Annotated in this window: 15 protein-coding genes; 8 read left to right on the top strand and 7 right to left on the bottom strand. The window is 56.1% G+C overall.

Translation table 11 applies throughout. The features are described 5' to 3' along the window. Positions 1-165: 165 nt before the first annotated feature. The 6 genes from GRAN_RS23695 to GRAN_RS26515 form a co-directional block, all read right to left on the bottom strand. Positions 166-1,089, bottom strand: coding sequence for an acyl-CoA/acyl-ACP dehydrogenase (locus tag GRAN_RS23695; protein WP_128915551.1), 924 nt, complete (start codon positions 1,087-1,089; stop codon positions 166-168). Next, the gene (locus GRAN_RS23690; RefSeq protein WP_128915550.1) at positions 1,086-1,808 is read right to left on the bottom strand and encodes a glycosyltransferase family 2 protein; all 723 of its coding nucleotides are present in this window, start codon (positions 1,806-1,808) and stop codon (positions 1,086-1,088) included. The genes GRAN_RS23695 and GRAN_RS23690 overlap by 4 nt, the downstream gene beginning before the upstream one ends. After that, complete coding sequence (locus GRAN_RS23685; protein WP_128915549.1) at positions 1,805-3,079, bottom strand: bifunctional PIG-L family deacetylase/class I SAM-dependent methyltransferase; 1,275 nt, start codon at positions 3,077-3,079, stop codon at positions 1,805-1,807. The genes GRAN_RS23690 and GRAN_RS23685 overlap by 4 nt, the downstream gene beginning before the upstream one ends. A gap of 22 nt (positions 3,080-3,101) precedes the next feature. Continuing rightward, positions 3,102-4,517, bottom strand: a complete 1,416-nt coding sequence (locus GRAN_RS23680) for an MATE family efflux transporter (RefSeq protein ID WP_128915548.1) — start codon at positions 4,515-4,517, stop codon at positions 3,102-3,104. Positions 4,518-4,859: 342 nt separating this feature from the next. Beyond that, positions 4,860-5,573, bottom strand: coding sequence for a Crp/Fnr family transcriptional regulator (locus tag GRAN_RS23675; protein ID WP_128915547.1), 714 nt, complete (start codon positions 5,571-5,573; stop codon positions 4,860-4,862). 308 nt (positions 5,574-5,881) lie between these two features. Continuing rightward, complete coding sequence (locus GRAN_RS26515; protein ID WP_277751254.1) at positions 5,882-6,253, bottom strand: Crp/Fnr family transcriptional regulator; 372 nt, start codon at positions 6,251-6,253, stop codon at positions 5,882-5,884. 530 nt (positions 6,254-6,783) lie between these two features. On the opposite strand from GRAN_RS26515, the gene GRAN_RS23665 reads away from it, so the two are divergent. From GRAN_RS23665 to GRAN_RS23645, 5 genes are all read left to right on the top strand, one after another. Further along, the gene (locus tag GRAN_RS23665) at positions 6,784-6,999 is read left to right on the top strand and encodes a cold-shock protein (RefSeq protein ID WP_128915545.1); all 216 of its coding nucleotides are present in this window, start codon (positions 6,784-6,786) and stop codon (positions 6,997-6,999) included. Positions 7,000-7,197: 198 nt separating this feature from the next. Further along, positions 7,198-7,584 (top strand): response regulator, encoded by a 387-nt coding sequence (locus tag GRAN_RS23660; RefSeq protein ID WP_128915652.1) that lies wholly within the window; start codon positions 7,198-7,200, stop codon positions 7,582-7,584. A gap of 358 nt (positions 7,585-7,942) precedes the next feature. Continuing rightward, complete coding sequence (gene treZ / locus GRAN_RS23655; protein WP_128915544.1) at positions 7,943-9,823, top strand: malto-oligosyltrehalose trehalohydrolase; 1,881 nt, start codon at positions 7,943-7,945, stop codon at positions 9,821-9,823. Continuing rightward, positions 9,820-11,958: a 4-alpha-glucanotransferase gene (malQ, locus tag GRAN_RS23650; RefSeq protein WP_128915543.1), complete on the top strand. Its 2,139-nt coding sequence runs from the start codon at positions 9,820-9,822 to the stop codon at positions 11,956-11,958. The genes treZ and malQ overlap by 4 nt, the downstream gene beginning before the upstream one ends. 291 nt (positions 11,959-12,249) lie before the next feature. Next, positions 12,250-12,813, top strand: a complete 564-nt coding sequence (locus GRAN_RS23645; RefSeq protein ID WP_128915542.1) for an inorganic diphosphatase — start codon at positions 12,250-12,252, stop codon at positions 12,811-12,813. A 93-nt stretch (positions 12,814-12,906) separates the two neighbouring features. Here GRAN_RS23645 and GRAN_RS23640 read toward each other — a convergent pair whose 3' ends face one another. After that, positions 12,907-13,830, bottom strand: a complete 924-nt coding sequence (locus GRAN_RS23640) for a manganese catalase family protein (RefSeq protein WP_128915541.1) — start codon at positions 13,828-13,830, stop codon at positions 12,907-12,909. A gap of 220 nt (positions 13,831-14,050) precedes the next feature. Between GRAN_RS23640 and GRAN_RS23635 the strand changes: the two genes are divergently transcribed. Genes GRAN_RS23635 through GRAN_RS27190 form a run of 3 tightly spaced genes read left to right on the top strand, consistent with a single transcriptional unit; the run spans position 14,051 to position 15,611 of the window. Continuing rightward, positions 14,051-14,956, top strand: coding sequence for an SDR family oxidoreductase (locus GRAN_RS23635; protein ID WP_128915540.1), 906 nt, complete (start codon positions 14,051-14,053; stop codon positions 14,954-14,956). A gap of 26 nt (positions 14,957-14,982) precedes the next feature. Then, the gene (locus GRAN_RS23630) at positions 14,983-15,291 is read left to right on the top strand and encodes a cysteine hydrolase family protein (RefSeq protein ID WP_128915539.1); all 309 of its coding nucleotides are present in this window, start codon (positions 14,983-14,985) and stop codon (positions 15,289-15,291) included. After that, positions 15,249-15,611: a cysteine hydrolase family protein gene (locus GRAN_RS27190; protein ID WP_421800877.1), complete on the top strand. Its 363-nt coding sequence runs from the start codon at positions 15,249-15,251 to the stop codon at positions 15,609-15,611. The genes GRAN_RS23630 and GRAN_RS27190 overlap by 43 nt, the downstream gene beginning before the upstream one ends. Positions 15,612-15,705: the final 94 nt, after the last annotated feature.

The following is a 15,705-nucleotide window of genomic DNA, read 5'->3' as shown; positions in this document are numbered from 1 at the left end:
CACCGGCTCCAGGGCAGGCGATCCAGGCGGAGGGGCATATTGGTTTGGATGACCTGTTCGGTGCTCGGCATGTGCGGGCTCCTAAGTTGCAGTGATGCTAATGGTGCAGATAACAAAGGCGTCGAGATCACAGCAGATCCTAGAGTCTAGGACAAAGCAGATCGGTTAGCGGATCAATTGCGCCAGGGCGTGCAGGTCCCGTTCGCCGTGAGCCTGGCGCAGGTACAGGTCGGCTTCGGCATAGCGGCGGGCAATGGGCTGGTTCATGGCCAGAGGCTGCGGGCCGTAGGCTCGGGCGAAGCGGCGTAAAACGTCCGTGGCGAGCTGCTCGACGGTGTGGCGCAGGGCAAGCGCGCGGATCTGCGCTGCGGAGATGTCGTTTGGCTCTCCGTCCATCTCATGCGCGGCCTGTGTCAGCAGCGATTGCAAGGCCCAGACATCGGCATACATCGCGCCAAGGTGGGCTAGCGTGTGGGGGTCATCACGCTTGTTCGCCATGGCGGCGTCCAGCAATCCGGCGACGCCGCCGGCCCAGCACGCGGCCGGGCCGCACGCGCCGTGCCAGAAACCGGGACGTTTGATATACCAGCCGGGCTTACCGATGATGGAATCGGCTGAGAGCGTGGCTGCATTCAGCGTTAGACCGCCCGTTTGCGTGTCGCGAAAGGCGTCGACCTGCCAGGTAGTCAGGTCGGCATCCCATCGGTCGGAATTGGCGCGCAGGTCGAGGTCAAGCAGAAGTGGATCCGTCCCGCCCGTGGTCATGAGCGCGCGGTCGACAAGACCGACGCCGCTACAGAATGCTTTCTGGCCGGAGATCGTATAGCCGTCGGCTTCAGGGCTAAGCTGGAGTGCGCGACCAGGTATTTCAGAAGCCCAAACAGCGTAGAGCGAGTTCGGCACGGGTTTGCGGCCGGCCTCGGCTAGGATTGCAATCGCATCCCAATGGGCCTCGGCCAACTTGGCCAGCGTAAGGTCTTCGCGGGCGACCTCAAACAGCCGCCGATGTCGAGCGGCGGTTCGGCCGGCTGCAGGTAGCGGCAGGATCTCGGAGACGATCTGCTGCAGGCGTTCGGCCAAAACGTTCAAGCGGCACCTCCATTGTGCGCGGCCAGTGCGTCCGCAAAACCGTCCGGCGCACGGCCAACACGCCGTCCGCTGGTCACCACCGACAGTCGTGTGTCAGCAGTCGCGCGGTGCCGACCCGCCTTGAGGCGATTCCACAGATCGTGGTCTTCCGCGGTACGCAACGGGTTCCAGCCGCCCGCTGTGAGGTAAGCGTCTGCACGCACGCCCAAATTGGCCCCGTGGACGTGAGGGTGGGTGCCGTCCGGGTTCAGAAGGTAAGTCAGGCGAAAACGGGTCGAGACTCCAGGATCGTGTTCGGCAAAGGAGTCCACATCGATGACACCGGCCACAGCGACGTATCCCTCAACGGCACGTGCGAGCTGGTCGACGAGCCAGGTTTCGGGAACCACGCAGTCAGCATCCGTGTTGGCCAGCCAGCAGCGCTCTGCTGGGACTGTGGCACGGCTGAGAGCTGCTTCAGCAGCGAGAGCGCGCGCGGCTCCCACGCAGGCCGCATCCGTTTCGATCACTAGGCCAACCCGCCGGATCAACGCGGAGGCAATGCGGTACGTGTCATCCATCGAGCTGTCCGCAACCACAACAAGGTCGAAGCTGACGTTGGGCGGAAGACGACGCTGCGCCGCAAGAACGGAATGGAGGCATCTCTCTAACAGAGCCTCTTCGTTCCGCGCGGGGATAAGCACGGCTATGTGCCAGGCTGCATTGCTCAAGGGGTTCATCGGCGCACCATGCGATCCAGGCGAAAGGTGGGGTGACGCTCGGAGTAATCGAGCCTTAGTGACGGCAGGGCGAGTAGTGCGGAGTGAACCTCGTCGCCAGAGAGCGTGTGGTCCTCCGAGTAGCCGAGCCAATGGGCGGCGAGAACGGTGGCACCGGGCCGCAGTGGCTGAATCATGGCTTCAGCGAGTGCCGTCCACTCAGCAAGCGGAAGGTAATAGCCAATCTCGCTCAGGACCAGCAGGTCGGTTGTCGCGCTGGGCAGGACATCGGGGATGGAGGCGCACTCCACCGTCACATTGGGCAGGCGAGCACAACGCTCGCCTGCCCGTTCAGCAGCGGTTGCGGAGAAATCGAGAGCATGGACGTGGTCGCACAAGGAGGCCAGCCGTTCTGTCAGCACCCCGATAGAACAACCGGGCTCAAAGGCGCTCGCATAGCGTCGTCCCGCCAGCGCGCCCAGGATGTGGTCATAGCGGAAGAGCTCCGAAGGCTTCGACGAAAAGCTCCAGGGATCGACCTTCCTTTGGTATTTCGCTTCGAAAAAGGCTGGAGACGACGCGAAGCTGGGGACGCTCGTGACAGGAATATATATTTCAAAGGGGCGTTCGGCCGGCTGGAGCAAACGAGCGGAGAGAATGGGCTGGCCATCTCCGTGGGAGAGCTGAGAGGCGTGGGCGGAAAGCGCGTGTCGTTTAGTCGCACGCTCTGATTCAGTCAGTGAAACGGAGGTCAGGTGCACGCCGGCCAGCGTCTCAGGAGTTCCGCGATGCCATGTCCAGAAAAGATAGTAGAAGAGTGGAATGTCGGCCTCGGCGGCGACTTGCGCGGCGGCGCGTCCGGCTGCTTCGTGGTCAGGGTGGAAGTCATACGGCCATGGCGCAATGATTTGCATGCCCGCCCGCGCGACCAGGCGGAGTGCCGCAGCGAGCTCCTCTTCGTGCTCAGAGACGAAGCGATCCGGGATGCCGAGCCGCTGGATCATGCTTTCGTCGACACCGAGCCTCGCGAGTGCCTCCGTTTGCTCCGGCACACGCACGCGATCCAGCCCGGAGGTGTCGGCGTAGGCACCTTCCCCATCTGTGATGGCGAGTACCGTCACCGAAACCCCGTGCGCCCTCAGCCGGGCAATGAGACCGCCGGCACCCAGTGTTTCGTCATCCGGATGCGGAGCTAGGACGATCGTCGGCACCAGCGACGGCGTCCAGTCAGGGGTTGCGGCAAGTAATGAGAGCCAGTCGTATTCGGTGGTGATTGGGACAATGGTGGGCATGCGTACGGTCGGGCCGGGTGCTTCAGATGCGGGCTTCCTGCCACTTTCCTCTCAAAAAGAATGTGCCGCTCAGTACCAAAGCGAGCGCCTGTGCAACCAGGATCGAGACAAAGACGCCGTTTAGCTTCAGGGTCGTGCGTGTGGAGAGAAACCAGGCCAGAGGAATCTCAATCACCCAAAAGCCAACGAGGTTAAGGTATGTGGGCGTGACCGTGTCTCCTGCACCGTTGAACGCCTGCAGAAAAATGGCAGCAAAGGCAAAAAAGAAGTTGCCGTAACAGAAGATGCGCAGAGCCATCACTCCGGTTGGAATCGCGGATGGATCATGAGTGAAAAGGCCAACCAGCTTGGGAGCGAGCAGGATAAAGAGCAGGCTGAGACCGCCCAGGAACCCGAAATTCAGCACGCCGGTCCGCCAGATGGAACTTTTGGCGCGATCCGGTGCCTTCGCCCCGAGACTCTGACCAACCAGTGTAGCGGCCGCGTTGCTCAGGCCGAACGTGGGCAGCAGGATAAAACCCGACAGGCGAAAGGCAATGGTGTAACCCGCAATCGCAATTGGTCCGAAAAGACTGACGATGCGAACGAGCGCAAGCCAGCGGCCCTGCTCCAGAACAAATTGAAGAGCGCCGGCACCGGAAATTTTCAGGTAAGACAGCATCTCCTGGACGTTGAGCCGCAGGTGTTTCGCCTGGATGCGGAGCCGCTCGTTCCCGCGAGCTAACTTGTAGAACTGGTACAGCACGGCGCAGCCTCGGCCTATCAGCGTCGCCACCGCAGGGCCGGTGACGCCAAGCTTGGGAAACGGGCCGACGCCAAACACTAGCAGAGGATCGAGCACGAGATTGATGATGTTGGCGACCCACAGCAGCCGCATGGCGATCGCGGCGTCGCCAGCCCCGCGGAATAGTGCGTTCGAGAGCGAGATCATAATGATGACGCCGCATGTGCCAAGCGCTACATGAGCGTAGTTGGTGCCGATGGCGAGCACCGACGATGTGGCTCCCATGAGGCTCAGCAGCTTGGGAGCAAGAAAGAACAGCGGAACTCCAAGCGCAACGCTAACTAATAGACCCGCTCCGAGCGCCTGCACGGCATCGATTGCAGCCTTATCCTCGTCATCTTCGCCGATGCGCCGCGCAACCATGGCGGTTGCCGCCGTGCTGAGCCCGGAACTGATGGCAAATACGACCGTCAACAATGATTCCGTTAGGCCGACAGAGGCGATAGCGTCTGGGCCAAGTTTGCTGACCCAGAACAAGTCAGCGATACCAAACACCGACTCGAGCGCCATCTCTAGCATCATCGGAATCGCGAGCAGTGCGATGGCCTGGTTAAGGCTAAACACTGCATAGTCGATCTTGGCGCCAGCTAGAGACTTTTTCAGTAGTTCCCAGAGGGCAAAGCGCTGCTCTCTGTCGGCTGCGATCTCCTCCATTTGCTCTCAATCCCGTCACTAACTTAGTGCATAGGCGTAGAGGAAGGGTTGTGTTCTGGAAAGGAGGCGTGTAACAACAATGGGCAAATTTTCATCGGGCGCATTCAGCCGATCAAAGCTACTCATCTGGCGATGAGTGAATACGGCGCCCTTTACAACTTAGGTATAGTTGGGGTCGTTAGCGCCGGTTAGAAATGGCAGCTGCGTCTGAAAACCACGACCCTAGTCCAGGCTAACCCTGGAGTGGTGGAGAGGCAGAGTCAGTCAAAACTGATGTTCCTCCTGCGAAACCTGCGTTCAGCGGAGCTTACTCAGTCCAGAACTCGGCAGTCCACGGTAAGCCTAGAACGTCTGCGCAGGATAAGCGTATAGGTTTGTGAACAGGTCTCTGCTAATCCGATAGCAGTCACAGGCGGCTGTCTCTAGTCTTTCCCGGTCCAGAATTGTGACTCGACCCCTCGAATATTCAATCAGATCGGCTCGTTGGAGTGCTCCTGCGATGAGGGTCACGGTGGTACGGCGCGCCCCTACCATCATCGCGAGAAATTCCTGAGTGAAGTACATCTCGTCCGATTGTGTGCGGTCCCGTGCCATCAGCAGCCAACGGGCCAAACGCTCTTCCGCTTCATGTAGCCGGTTGCAGCCGGCTATTTGACTCACGGTTAGACTCTGTGACTGGACAAACTCAAGAATGCGGTCTCTGATGTCCTCGGAGCTTCTGAACGCATGACGTAGTTCTCGAAGTGGTATCTTGAGCGCCGTTCCGGCAAGCTGAACCATACAATTTGTGGAGTTCTTGGAAGGGCCAAGGATGTGATAAGCACCCACTACACCCTCAAGCCCGATCACACCGACTTCCGCAGTGCCACCATCTTCCATGGAGGTCACGATCGAGGCCATGCCTGAGGTCATGAAATACGCATGCGTTGGGGTGTCATCGATGTCGTAAAGGGCTGTCTTGAGGGGTAGGGTTACAGCACTCGAAGAGTTCATCAAGCGTTCCCGAGATTCGGGAGACAGTGCAGACAGGAGGCGATTCGTTGCCTGGACGGGCATGGCTGATCCTTTGCTTCAGTTCGCAAAGAATCGCTGCGGCATGCAGCGCGTCACGTCTCTGATTAGAATGGGCGCTTCCCTACCTCACCCGTGAACTGATACTACGGACCATGGTCGCGATTGAGTGTCCGCTAGAGCACATTGGGGCGACCGGCGCTTCGGGATCTCACCTCATCGTGATCAGAGAAGTGTTCCATATCCTAAATGGATCCCAGGCTCATCTCTACAGTCCATCGAACGACCGGGGTCAGCAACTTCTAACCCAACTAGACCATCGATTAGTTAAGGACGTATGGCGCAGGCGTGGTTCACTCCTCTTCGGGGCAGTCGTCGAAAAGCCGCTCATGTGCCTGACGATATAGACCGTCCAGGAGTTGCCGTGTTATCGGATAACACTCACAGGCTGCGTTTTCCAATCCGGTTCTGTCGAGAACTCTGACATTTCCCCGGGAGTACTCAATAAGGCCACGAGCTTGCAGCGTGCCCGCAACTGCACTCACCGTCGTACGCTGACTTCCAATCATCTGTCCAAGAAACTCCTGCGTCAGCTTCAGTAGAGTTGCAGATGTTCGATCCTGGATCATAAGAAGCCATCGCGCCAACCGTGCTTCCACGTCATGAAGCCGATTGCAGCCTGCTATTTGACTTAGCAGCACAGAGTGATACTGCGCATAGTTCATTACGCCTCGACGTATTGCTTCGTCTGAGTTAAATAGCTTTTCGAAAGCGCTGAATTCCATTCGCAGCGCGGTACCCCCAATCTGCATGAAGCAGCGGGTGGGAACAAGTGACGATCCCATGAGGTGCAATGCTTGTGGGAGACCTTCCCTACCTACGGTCCCTACCTCCGTTGTGTCACCGTTGGCCATCAGCGTTACGATGGACGCGATCCCTGAGGTAACAAAATGTACGTATTTAGGGGCATCCCCTGGCTCGTAGAGAGAGGTCCGAACAGGAACTGGGGTTCTCTTGAGTTGGCCGACAAGCCTCTTGCGAGAGTCTTCTGGTAGCGCGTCAATCAGAATGTTTGAAAGTGGGTAAGGCATGAGAACCCTCCGTGAAGCCTCCAAATAGCCTACAGCGTCCGTTTAGTCTGAAGAAGCTGCCGCTTGGTTTCAATTAATCCTCCCATATGTCGGCAGGAGAGCAGATAGACCATAGTGGCGTTAGTCATTGTTGGTGGTGTACCGAGATCAGACAAGGAGGAGCAATGGCCCAATATAACGGAGAGGTGAAGTGGTTTAACAACGCGAAGGGCTTCGGCTTCCTTGGCCGTGCGAATGGCGCAGATGTCTTCTGCCATTACAGCTCCATCCAAGGTGACGGATACAAGTCACTCAAAGAGGGCGAGACAGTCGAGTACGACATTATTCAAGGTGAAAAAGGCCCCCAGGCAGACCAAGTACGACGCGTCAGCACTCTGTAGTATGTTCGTCCTGCCCTCAACAGCGGATTTATCCCTATCGGAGCACTAGGAAAGGAGCCACGCGCCATGATCTCCGCAGAGACATTTCCCGACGCAGACGTCAGAATCCACGATCAGCCTCTTTGTCGTGGGACAATTGCGTGTCCTACGAACGATTCTGCATATCAAATGGCTTCAAAGGCCGGATATGCAGCAAAAATGAAGGCCGATGGCAGTCCTAAACTGAAGGTGATTGTAGCGGATGACGAACAGATCATCGCCGATAGCTTAACGCTAATCCTCAACCGGTCTGGATTTGAAGCGCGGGCCGTTTACAGCGGAGAAGCTGCTATCGAGATCCTCGGCAACTTCAGGCCCGATGTGCTCATCAGTGATGTTGTCATGAATGGCATTACGGGAGTTGAAGCGGCCATTGCAATTCGCACGTTGCGGCCGGATTGTAAGGTGTTGCTTTTTTCAGGACAGGCGGCTACCGCTGATCTTCTCTATGGGGCGCGGGCGCAGGGGTACGACTTCGAAATGATTGCTAAGCCGGTTCACCCCACTGAACTACTTGCAAAGCTTCGGACCGTCGCCATCAGCTGACGAATCGGAATCAGAACACGACGCTGTAGCGCTGGAGCGCATCTCTCCGTCAGCAGTGCGTCAGTTCAGAGTGTTGTCTAGGCGACATAAGAATAGCCCTTCCATGTGTCGGCGCGGCGGCAGATAAAGCAAACACCTCGGATCAGGATAAATACATACAGTCGTTTGCTCGCGGATTGGAAGTTATCGCCGTGAGCCTGCCCACGGATTCGATTGCCCCGTCGACCAGATCGCATTTCCAAGACATGCTGCTCGGAAAGCATGTCATATTCACGAACGCGCGTTCCTTTGAGAAGCGGACAAAGCGATCTAACGAACACCTTCATTTATGGGTGCTTACGTTATAGCGGGAAGAGCCATGAATACCACAACCTTACAGAGCACATACGCACAAGGCGAAGACAAGCCTGTTTCCTTAGTTCAGAGGGCTCATTTCGGTCCTCACGGAGCTCATATTCAGTCAGATGGGAGGGTTCGCTTTTCTCTTTGGGCACCCGCCTCTACCTCGACCTTTGTCGAGTTGCAAGGGTTAGGTCTTACCCTTCCTATGCATCGGAAGGCGAACGGCTGGCATGAACTGACTACAGATCAGGCCAAGGCTGGCGCTCTCTACAAATTCAAAGTGCTGGACGGCGAAAGCGTTCCAGACCCCGCCTCGAGATTCCAACCTCAGGATGTCCATGGACCCAGCGAAGTCATGGATCCCTGCACATTTGCGTGGGAAGACGATGAGTGGCGAGGCCGCCCATGGTCAGAGGCCGTGCTTTATGAACTACACGTCGGCACGTTCACTACTGAGGGAACGTTTTTAGCAGCCATCGAGAAGCTGGATTATCTCGTCGACCTTGGCATAACGGGAATCGAGATTATGCCTGTTGCCGACTTTGCTGGGCGAAGAAACTGGGGCTACGACGGAGTTTTGCTCTATGCGCCCGACTCCACCTATGGCCTGCCTGATGACTTCAAGCGGTTGATCGAAGCGGCACATCTCCGCGGACTCATGGTCATCTTGGATGTTGTCTACAATCATTTCGGTCCGGATGGCAACTTCCTGCCGAAGTATGCTCCTCAAATTTTCACGGACCATCACAAAACCCCTTGGGGAGATGCCGTGAACTATGACAGCGAACAGAGCGAGGTCGTTCGCGAATTCATTATCCACAACGCTCTCTACTGGATCGAGGAGTTCAACCTGGACGGCCTCCGGCTGGACGCGGTCCACGCGATCAAGGACGACGGTCCCAAGCATTTGCTGGATGAACTGGCAGAGCGGGTCAGGGAAAGCGCAACCCGGCCCGTGCACCTCATCCTTGAGAATGAAAGCAATCAGGCGTCTCGCCTTACTCGGAATGAGATCGGGGAGCCCAAAACCTACACGGCACAGTGGAATGATGACATGCATCATGTACTGCACACGGCGGCTACGCTCGAAACCAAAGGGTATTACGGAGATTACAAAGATGACGCCGAGAAGCTGGGCCGTGCTCTCGCGCAGGGCTTCGCTTTTCAGGGAGAGGTGATGGAGTGCATCGGTTCCGAGCGCGGCGAGCCTTCGGCATTCCTTCCACCGTCAGCATTCGTGGCCTTCATGCAGAACCACGATCAGATTGGAAATCGCGCCTTTGGCGAGCGCATCAATGCGATCGCATCGCCTGAAGCCGTTCACGCGGTTGCCGCAGTTTATCTGTTACTTCCGCAGGTCCCCATGCTCTTTATGGGCGAGGAGTGGGGCAGCTCGCAGCCATTTCCCTTCTTCTGCGACTTTGAAGGAGAACTGGGAGATCTGGTTCGGAAAGGTCGACGAGAGGAATTTGCCAGTTTCCCCGAGTTCCAGGACCCGGAGCAGAGAGAACGGATTCCCGATCCCCAAGCAGAGGAGACCTTTCTGGCGGGTAAGCTTGATTGGGCACAGGCGAAGGAGGAGGTGCACGCCGAGTGGCTTGCTTGGTACAGGCGCATCCTCCGTGTTCGTCGCAAAGAAATCATTCCATTTGCCAGCCATCTGGGTGGACATGCAGCAGCCTACGAGGTCTTGGCAACAGGGGCGGTCGTTGTTCGCTTCTCAAATACCGAAGATGACATGCAGCTCGTTCTTGCGGCGAACCTCTCAGACACCTCGAATGAAGGATTTCCGGAACCCGGCGAAAGTTCAGTTTGGCAAGAAGGCCCTGAACCTGAGGGAAGACGTATGAGACCCTGGTCCGTTCGCTGGTCCCTCCTTCAGCAGGACAAACGATGAGCAACCTTGTAAAACTAGCGCAGCTCCTCGGCATCCAGGATGTCATTCCCACACGAGATGGTCAGGAGCAACCAATCTCGGACGCGACCCGAAGGTCACTACTGAAGAGTGTTGGGATCGACGCAAAAGATGAAGATCAGGCGCAAGCTTCCTTGCTGACCCTCGAGGACTCATCCTGGACGCAACCTCTTCCACCCGTCCTCGTGACTCAGCGCGGCAAGCGAGGGATCATGGTTCCGGTCACCTTGGACCATGACACCGAAACTTTACGTTGGTCTGTGACGCTGGAAGATCATCGGGAGCATTTTAGTGAAGTGTCGTTTAGGGATCTCGAGCTGATCGACCAGAAGACTCTCAATAGGCGCACACTGGAACGGCGCAATCTGTTTCTTACCGCTGAGATCCCTGATGGCTACCATGACCTTCGCATGGAAGGGGTTCCGGCAGTTTGCCGTCTCATTGTTACGCCTGAAACTTGCTGGCTTCCCACGGTCCAGGAAGGTAGTGGTCGGATCTGGGGGGTGGCGACGCAACTCTACCTTCTTCGCTCAGAGCAGAACTGGGGAATTGGTGACTACTCCGACCTCAAAAAACTACTCGAACTTGCAAAGAAGGAAGGCGCTGACATTGTAGGAGTAAACCCACTCCATGCCATGTTTCTCGACAAGCCTGGAGACGCTAGTCCCTACTCACCCTCTGATCGTATGCTTCTGAACGTGCTCAACATTGACCTCAACGATATCCCTGAGCTCGCACACTCCACGGAAGCTCGGACGCTCATCGAGTCTGCGGCCTTTCAGACGATGCTCAGAGAATGCCGCGAAGCAAACCTCCTCGATTACGAGAAGGTAGCCGCTACAAAACTACCAATCCTCAGGCTTCTGTTCTCCACTTTCGACACAGAAGGACATTCAGAGTTGAAGGAAGCCTTCACCTCTTTTCACGAGGAGCGAAGTGACGTACTCGATCGGTCCTGCCTCTTCCAGGCTCTTCGGATGTACGTCGCCGAGACTGACTCAGGCTTCCGAGAATCCCAAGTATGGCCTGAGCAGTATCGAGATGCAAAAGCAAGCGGCGTAGAGGAGTTTACGCGAAGAGAACCTGAACGAATCCGCTTCCAGCTTTGGCTTCAGTGGACGGCAGACCGGCAACTCAAAAGGGCCCACGAGGCTGCGGCGGGAATGAAGATTGGTTTATATCGCGACTTGGCGGTTGGTTCTCACGCATCGGGAGCAGAAACCTGGAGTCGGCCAGACTTGTTTGCGGCCGATGTTCAAATAGGAGCGCCTCCAGATCAGTTCAACCCTGCAGGACAAAATTGGGGGCTGCCGCCTCTCAATCCTCAAGCCATGCAGCGGGATGGGTATAGGACATTCATCGAGCTTCTTCGAGCTAACATGCGCTATGCGGGCGCACTCCGGATCGATCACGTCATGGCTCTGCGAAGGCTTTACTGGATACCGCCACACGGTGAAACCAAAGATGGCGCCTATGTGTTCTATCCGATCGACGACCTGGTCGGCATCATTGCACTGGAAAGCCAACGCAACTGCTGCGTCGTCATCGGCGAAGATCTTGGGGGCGTTCCTGACGGATTTAGAGAGCGCATGGCGGAAGCGAACATCCTATCCTACCGGGTACTCGCATTCGAACGTGGCGAGGAGTCTTTTCATACACCTAACGAATACCCTCATTTGGCTTTAAGCGTAGCCGGCAACCACGATCTTCCCACCCTTCCAGGTTGGTGGTGCGGAAATGATATTGAACTGCGCGAGAGACTCAAGCTCTTCCCCGATGCGGACAGCGCTCAGCAGGCGCGAGAGATGCGCAGCCGGGACCGTGCCGCTCTCATGAGGGCTTTCGCGAAAGAGGGACTTCTCAGTGATCAGCTGGATATCACCTCTGCCGAGTTTTGCCAGGCATCTCACGAGTTCCTGGCACGCACGCGATCGCTGCTGACTATCGTTCAGCTTGACGACCTCATGCGCGAACCCGAGCAGGTCAATGTCCCAGGAACCTCCAATGAGAACCCAAACTGGAGGAGAAAGCTGTCTCGCACACTGGAGCAAATGGACAAAGATGAGAGCCTGAGCAGACTGTCGTCTCTGATGCAGTCTGCAGTCGCTACTACGTAAGAGTGAGCCTCCCTGTACGACCTATTCAATCAACCTAATTGCTTACAGATCCGTGAAGGCTTGAAGACGGAGAAAGCAAATGGCCCTCAGCACCGTTAGAGAAGAGCATGTTAGAAGCATCCGTTCGAACCGACGTCAACAGACTGAATTCGTTGAGTCTATGCTTGGTCAATTTGGGGGAACCGATACGATGCGTGCTCTTGGGAGAGAGCTGTCAAAACTTGAGGGTGAATTGGAAATCATGGATTCTCAGCTGATGGACAACAAGACGTACCTATAGAAGGGGCCTAGATGGAAAAGAAAGCTTTAGCAGATCCCTCCCGGATTCAGCCGTACGATGAGTCCGGAACTCTCCAGGTTGTCATTGAGACCCCCAAAGGCAGCCGGAACAAGTACGCGTTCGATCACGCACGAGCCGTGATTGTGCTCAAGAAGGTTCTCCCCTCCGGAATGGTATTCCCTTTCGATTTCGGCTTCGTTCCTTCGACCTTGGCCGAAGACGGTGATCCAATCGACGTTCTAGTGCTCATGGATGAACCAGCCTTTCCCAGCTGTGTCCTTGAAGCTCGCATCATCGGTGTTATCGAGGGAGAAGACGTCCTTGAAGGGGGCGGCACACAGAGGAATGACCGTTTGGTTGCAGTGGCCATGATGAGCGATGCTTATGAAGATGTCGGTTCTGTTGCCGATCTTCCCGCTCAACTGCTCCGGAGCATCGAGCAGTTCTTCTCAAACTATCCCAAGGTGTTGAGTGGAAAGGCTTACAACCTCCTCGGAACAAAGGGAATACTGGAGGCAAATACACTTATTAAATCGGCCCAACGCCTCTATTCTGATCGTCCCTCGGCTCACTAAAGCCAGAATTCAGTGTTGTGATCTGTAGAAAGTGACCTGTAAAAACGGCGTTTACCCGGAGCGGGATCCACCCGTTCCGGGCAAACGACTGAATCATGAGATCTGATCTTTCTCACTGAGCAGGTTGGGGTGTGTCATGCGAGACAGAAGATCTTTGCCCTTTTCCAGAACGCCGGTAGCGGTTCCCAGAGCCTGTTCCTTCTGCCCAAAAGTATCAGGACGGCCAAACCCAAGGTTGGGCTCGCCGGCCCCCTCCAACGGACCTGCAATGAAAGGTTCGAATTGTCCATGCCCATCCGGCGCGGTGCCTGATGTCCACGACTGTCCTTCCTGATTGCCGACCTGCTTGTCAGTTGTGGTGATGAAGAATTTGTAGCTGTAATCCTGATTTTCCTGTGACTGGGGGAAGGAGTTAGGCACCGGAAGGTGCGAAGGACCAAGCTCTTCCAGAACAGCAAGCCATTGTTGCTGGTGCATCGTGTCTCGCGCGATGTTGAAGGCTAGCATCTTCTTCATACCAGGATCATCGGTCGCGTTATAAAGCCGAACAGCAAGCACGCGCCCTGTCGCTTCCGCGGCCACGTTGCAGTACATATCGCCCGCGATGTTTCCGCTGGCATAGATGTGCGACATGTTGAACGATACGCCATTCGCATCGGAAGGCATGGCGGCCAGACCAGTAGAAAGGATATGACGCATATCCATGCCATTCATCACGGCTCCGGCGATCGGATCGGCTGCCATCTCCTCCTGAAAAGAAACGGGTGCCTTCTCAAGGTTGAGGGCCACCGCAGTGGCGAGCATCTCGATGTGTGAAATCTCCTCCGTGGCAGTATTCAGGAGCATGTCACGATATTTGGCAGGACCACGCGAGCCCCATGCCTGAAAGAAGTACTGCATACAAACGCGAATCTCGCCTTCGACGCCGCCGATTGCCTGCTGAAGCATCCGCGCGAAAACCGGGTTTGGCTTTTCAACTGTCACGGGGAATTGAAGCTTTTTATCTGTGTAGTACATAGGATCTCCAAATAGGTTTAAGGCGTTCGAAAGAGTGCCGACACTCGCCGAGCGGAGTTCGGAAAGGTTCTCTCGTGAGAGATGTGCGGGTGCTCTCCCGTTGCCCAACACCACATAATTCAGGGCCACTCTCCAGACCTTGCACGCATCTCTCCTTCAACATCGTCGGCATTAGGCAAGTTGTGTCGGCTGAGTGACATGTGAGACTTGGAGGGTGGAAATGGCAGACACAACACAGCAAGGCACAAAGGAATTACACGATCCGAGGGAGCGTTTTGCGAAACCCCCATTCCCACAAGGTAAGCAGTCTGGTGTCGGAAGCTCGGAGCAACTTGACCCCAAAGCTGAATACGGCGAAAACACCTATGTCGGTCACGGCAAACTGCGGGGCCGAGCCGCGCTGATCACGGGGGCAGACAGCGGGATTGGCCGTGCCGTCGCACTTTGCTTTGCGAAGGAGGGCGCAGATATTCTCTTCACCTATCTCCCAGAGGAACAGGAAGACGCGGATGAGACGGTGAGGCTAGTGGAAGCTGCCGGCCGAAGGGCGGTTGCGCATCCGGGTGATATCCAACAGAAGCAGTTTTGCGAGGAACTCGTTGACGCAACCGTTGAAGAATTTGGACGGTTGGATATCCTGGTCAACAACGCAGCCTTCCAAAGAACCCATGAATTCCTCGAAGACATAGAAGAAGAGGAGTTCGACAGAACCTTTCGTACCAACGTATATGCAACGTTCTTCCTGACTCAAGCTGCACTCCCTAAAATGCAGCCAGGTGGAGTCATTCTCAACACGTGTTCCATCGAGTCCTATCAGCCCGATGAGTCGCTCGTCGCCTATGCCGCTACAAAGTCCAGTCTTGTGAGCCTGACGAAGAGTTTCGCGAAGCTGGCCATCAAGCAAGGTGTTCGCGTAAACGGCGTTGCGCCCGGTCCCGTTTGGACACCCCTGATCCCCGCAACGATGCCTGAGGAGGAGGTTAAAACCTTTGGCAGCAAGACAGCCTTCGAACGGCCTGCCATGCCAGTGGAGCAGGCTGCAGTGTTTGTATTCCTTGCCTCCGATGATGCAAGCTACATCACAGGTGAGATCTATGGTGCGACAGGCGGAAAGACGCCCTTCTAGTACAAGGCTCTTGTTACGGGAGAATCATGAAATCTCGGAAGCATGCGCAGATGAGCTCATCCCCAGTACCTGTTGCGCTGTTGCTCATTGACGTACTGACCACCTTTAACTTTCCGGATGGTGACGCTATTTTGAAGAGCGCGCTGTCCATTCGAGAGTCCCTTGTCAAGTTGAAAGTACGGGCTCGTAAGGGAGGCGTCCCGGTCTTAAATGTGAACGACAACTTCGGTGATTGGCGCAGCGAAAAGCAGGTGCTGATGGGCCGTTGTCTTGAAGCGAAGGGGGCAGAATTGTGCGACCTTTGCTGCCCGACAGTGAAGACTACTTTGTACTGAAACCCATGCACTCGGCGTTCTACATGACTCCACTGGAAGTGCTTCTACAGCACCTCCAAGTAGAGACGCTGATTCTGACGGGACTAACATCGAACAGCTGCATTACCGTTACGGCACACGACGCGAACATGCGAGGATTCGATATCTACGTCCCGCCAGATTGCTCCTGTGCGCGTAATCCGAAGGAGCATACCGATGCACTTACGCAACTCGAAGCGATGGCTGGGGCGAACCTGAGACGTTCGACTTCCCTCGTTCTCCCGGGGCTTATCCGTGCAGCGCAGATGTCTCAGCATGTAGATAAAACGTTGCTAGACTGACCGGATGACCTTTCCAAGATTTCATATGCCTTTGCAGTCATTGACTCTAAACCGGACACGCGAATGTAGCAGCCGCAAATAGGATGAGGCCTGC

This window comes from Granulicella sibirica, assembly GCF_004115155.1.
In the GTDB taxonomy this organism is placed as follows: Bacteria; Acidobacteriota; Terriglobia; order Terriglobales; family Acidobacteriaceae; genus Edaphobacter; species Edaphobacter sibiricus.
The sequence above is the reverse complement of the archived record's forward strand: the minus strand, read 5'-3'. Positions and strand labels throughout refer to the sequence as shown.

Excerpts from the sequence above, each read along its gene's own strand:
- GRAN_RS23690 (WP_128915550.1), bottom strand. The coding sequence starts at position 1,808 with ATGAACCCCTTGAGCAATGCAGCCTGGCACATAGCCGTGCTTATCCCC.
- GRAN_RS23640 (WP_128915541.1), bottom strand. The coding sequence starts at position 13,830 with ATGTACTACACAGATAAAAAGCTTCAATTCCCCGTGACAGTTGAAAAG.
- GRAN_RS23685 (WP_128915549.1), bottom strand. The coding sequence starts at position 3,079 with ATGCCCACCATTGTCCCAATCACCACCGAATACGACTGGCTCTCATTA.
- GRAN_RS26515 (WP_277751254.1), bottom strand. The coding sequence starts at position 6,253 with ATGAACTATGCGCAGTATCACTCTGTGCTGCTAAGTCAAATAGCAGGC.
- GRAN_RS23645 (WP_128915542.1), top strand. The coding sequence starts at position 12,250 with ATGGAAAAGAAAGCTTTAGCAGATCCCTCCCGGATTCAGCCGTACGAT.
- GRAN_RS23675 (WP_128915547.1), bottom strand. The coding sequence starts at position 5,573 with ATGCCCGTCCAGGCAACGAATCGCCTCCTGTCTGCACTGTCTCCCGAA.
- GRAN_RS23635 (WP_128915540.1), top strand. The coding sequence starts at position 14,051 with ATGGCAGACACAACACAGCAAGGCACAAAGGAATTACACGATCCGAGG.
- GRAN_RS23680 (WP_128915548.1), bottom strand. The coding sequence starts at position 4,517 with ATGGAGGAGATCGCAGCCGACAGAGAGCAGCGCTTTGCCCTCTGGGAA.
- GRAN_RS23665 (WP_128915545.1), top strand. The coding sequence starts at position 6,784 with ATGGCCCAATATAACGGAGAGGTGAAGTGGTTTAACAACGCGAAGGGC.
- GRAN_RS23660 (WP_128915652.1), top strand. The coding sequence starts at position 7,198 with ATGAAGGCCGATGGCAGTCCTAAACTGAAGGTGATTGTAGCGGATGAC.
- treZ (WP_128915544.1), top strand. The coding sequence starts at position 7,943 with ATGAATACCACAACCTTACAGAGCACATACGCACAAGGCGAAGACAAG.
- malQ (WP_128915543.1), top strand. The coding sequence starts at position 9,820 with ATGAGCAACCTTGTAAAACTAGCGCAGCTCCTCGGCATCCAGGATGTC.
- GRAN_RS23630 (WP_128915539.1), top strand. The coding sequence starts at position 14,983 with ATGAAATCTCGGAAGCATGCGCAGATGAGCTCATCCCCAGTACCTGTT.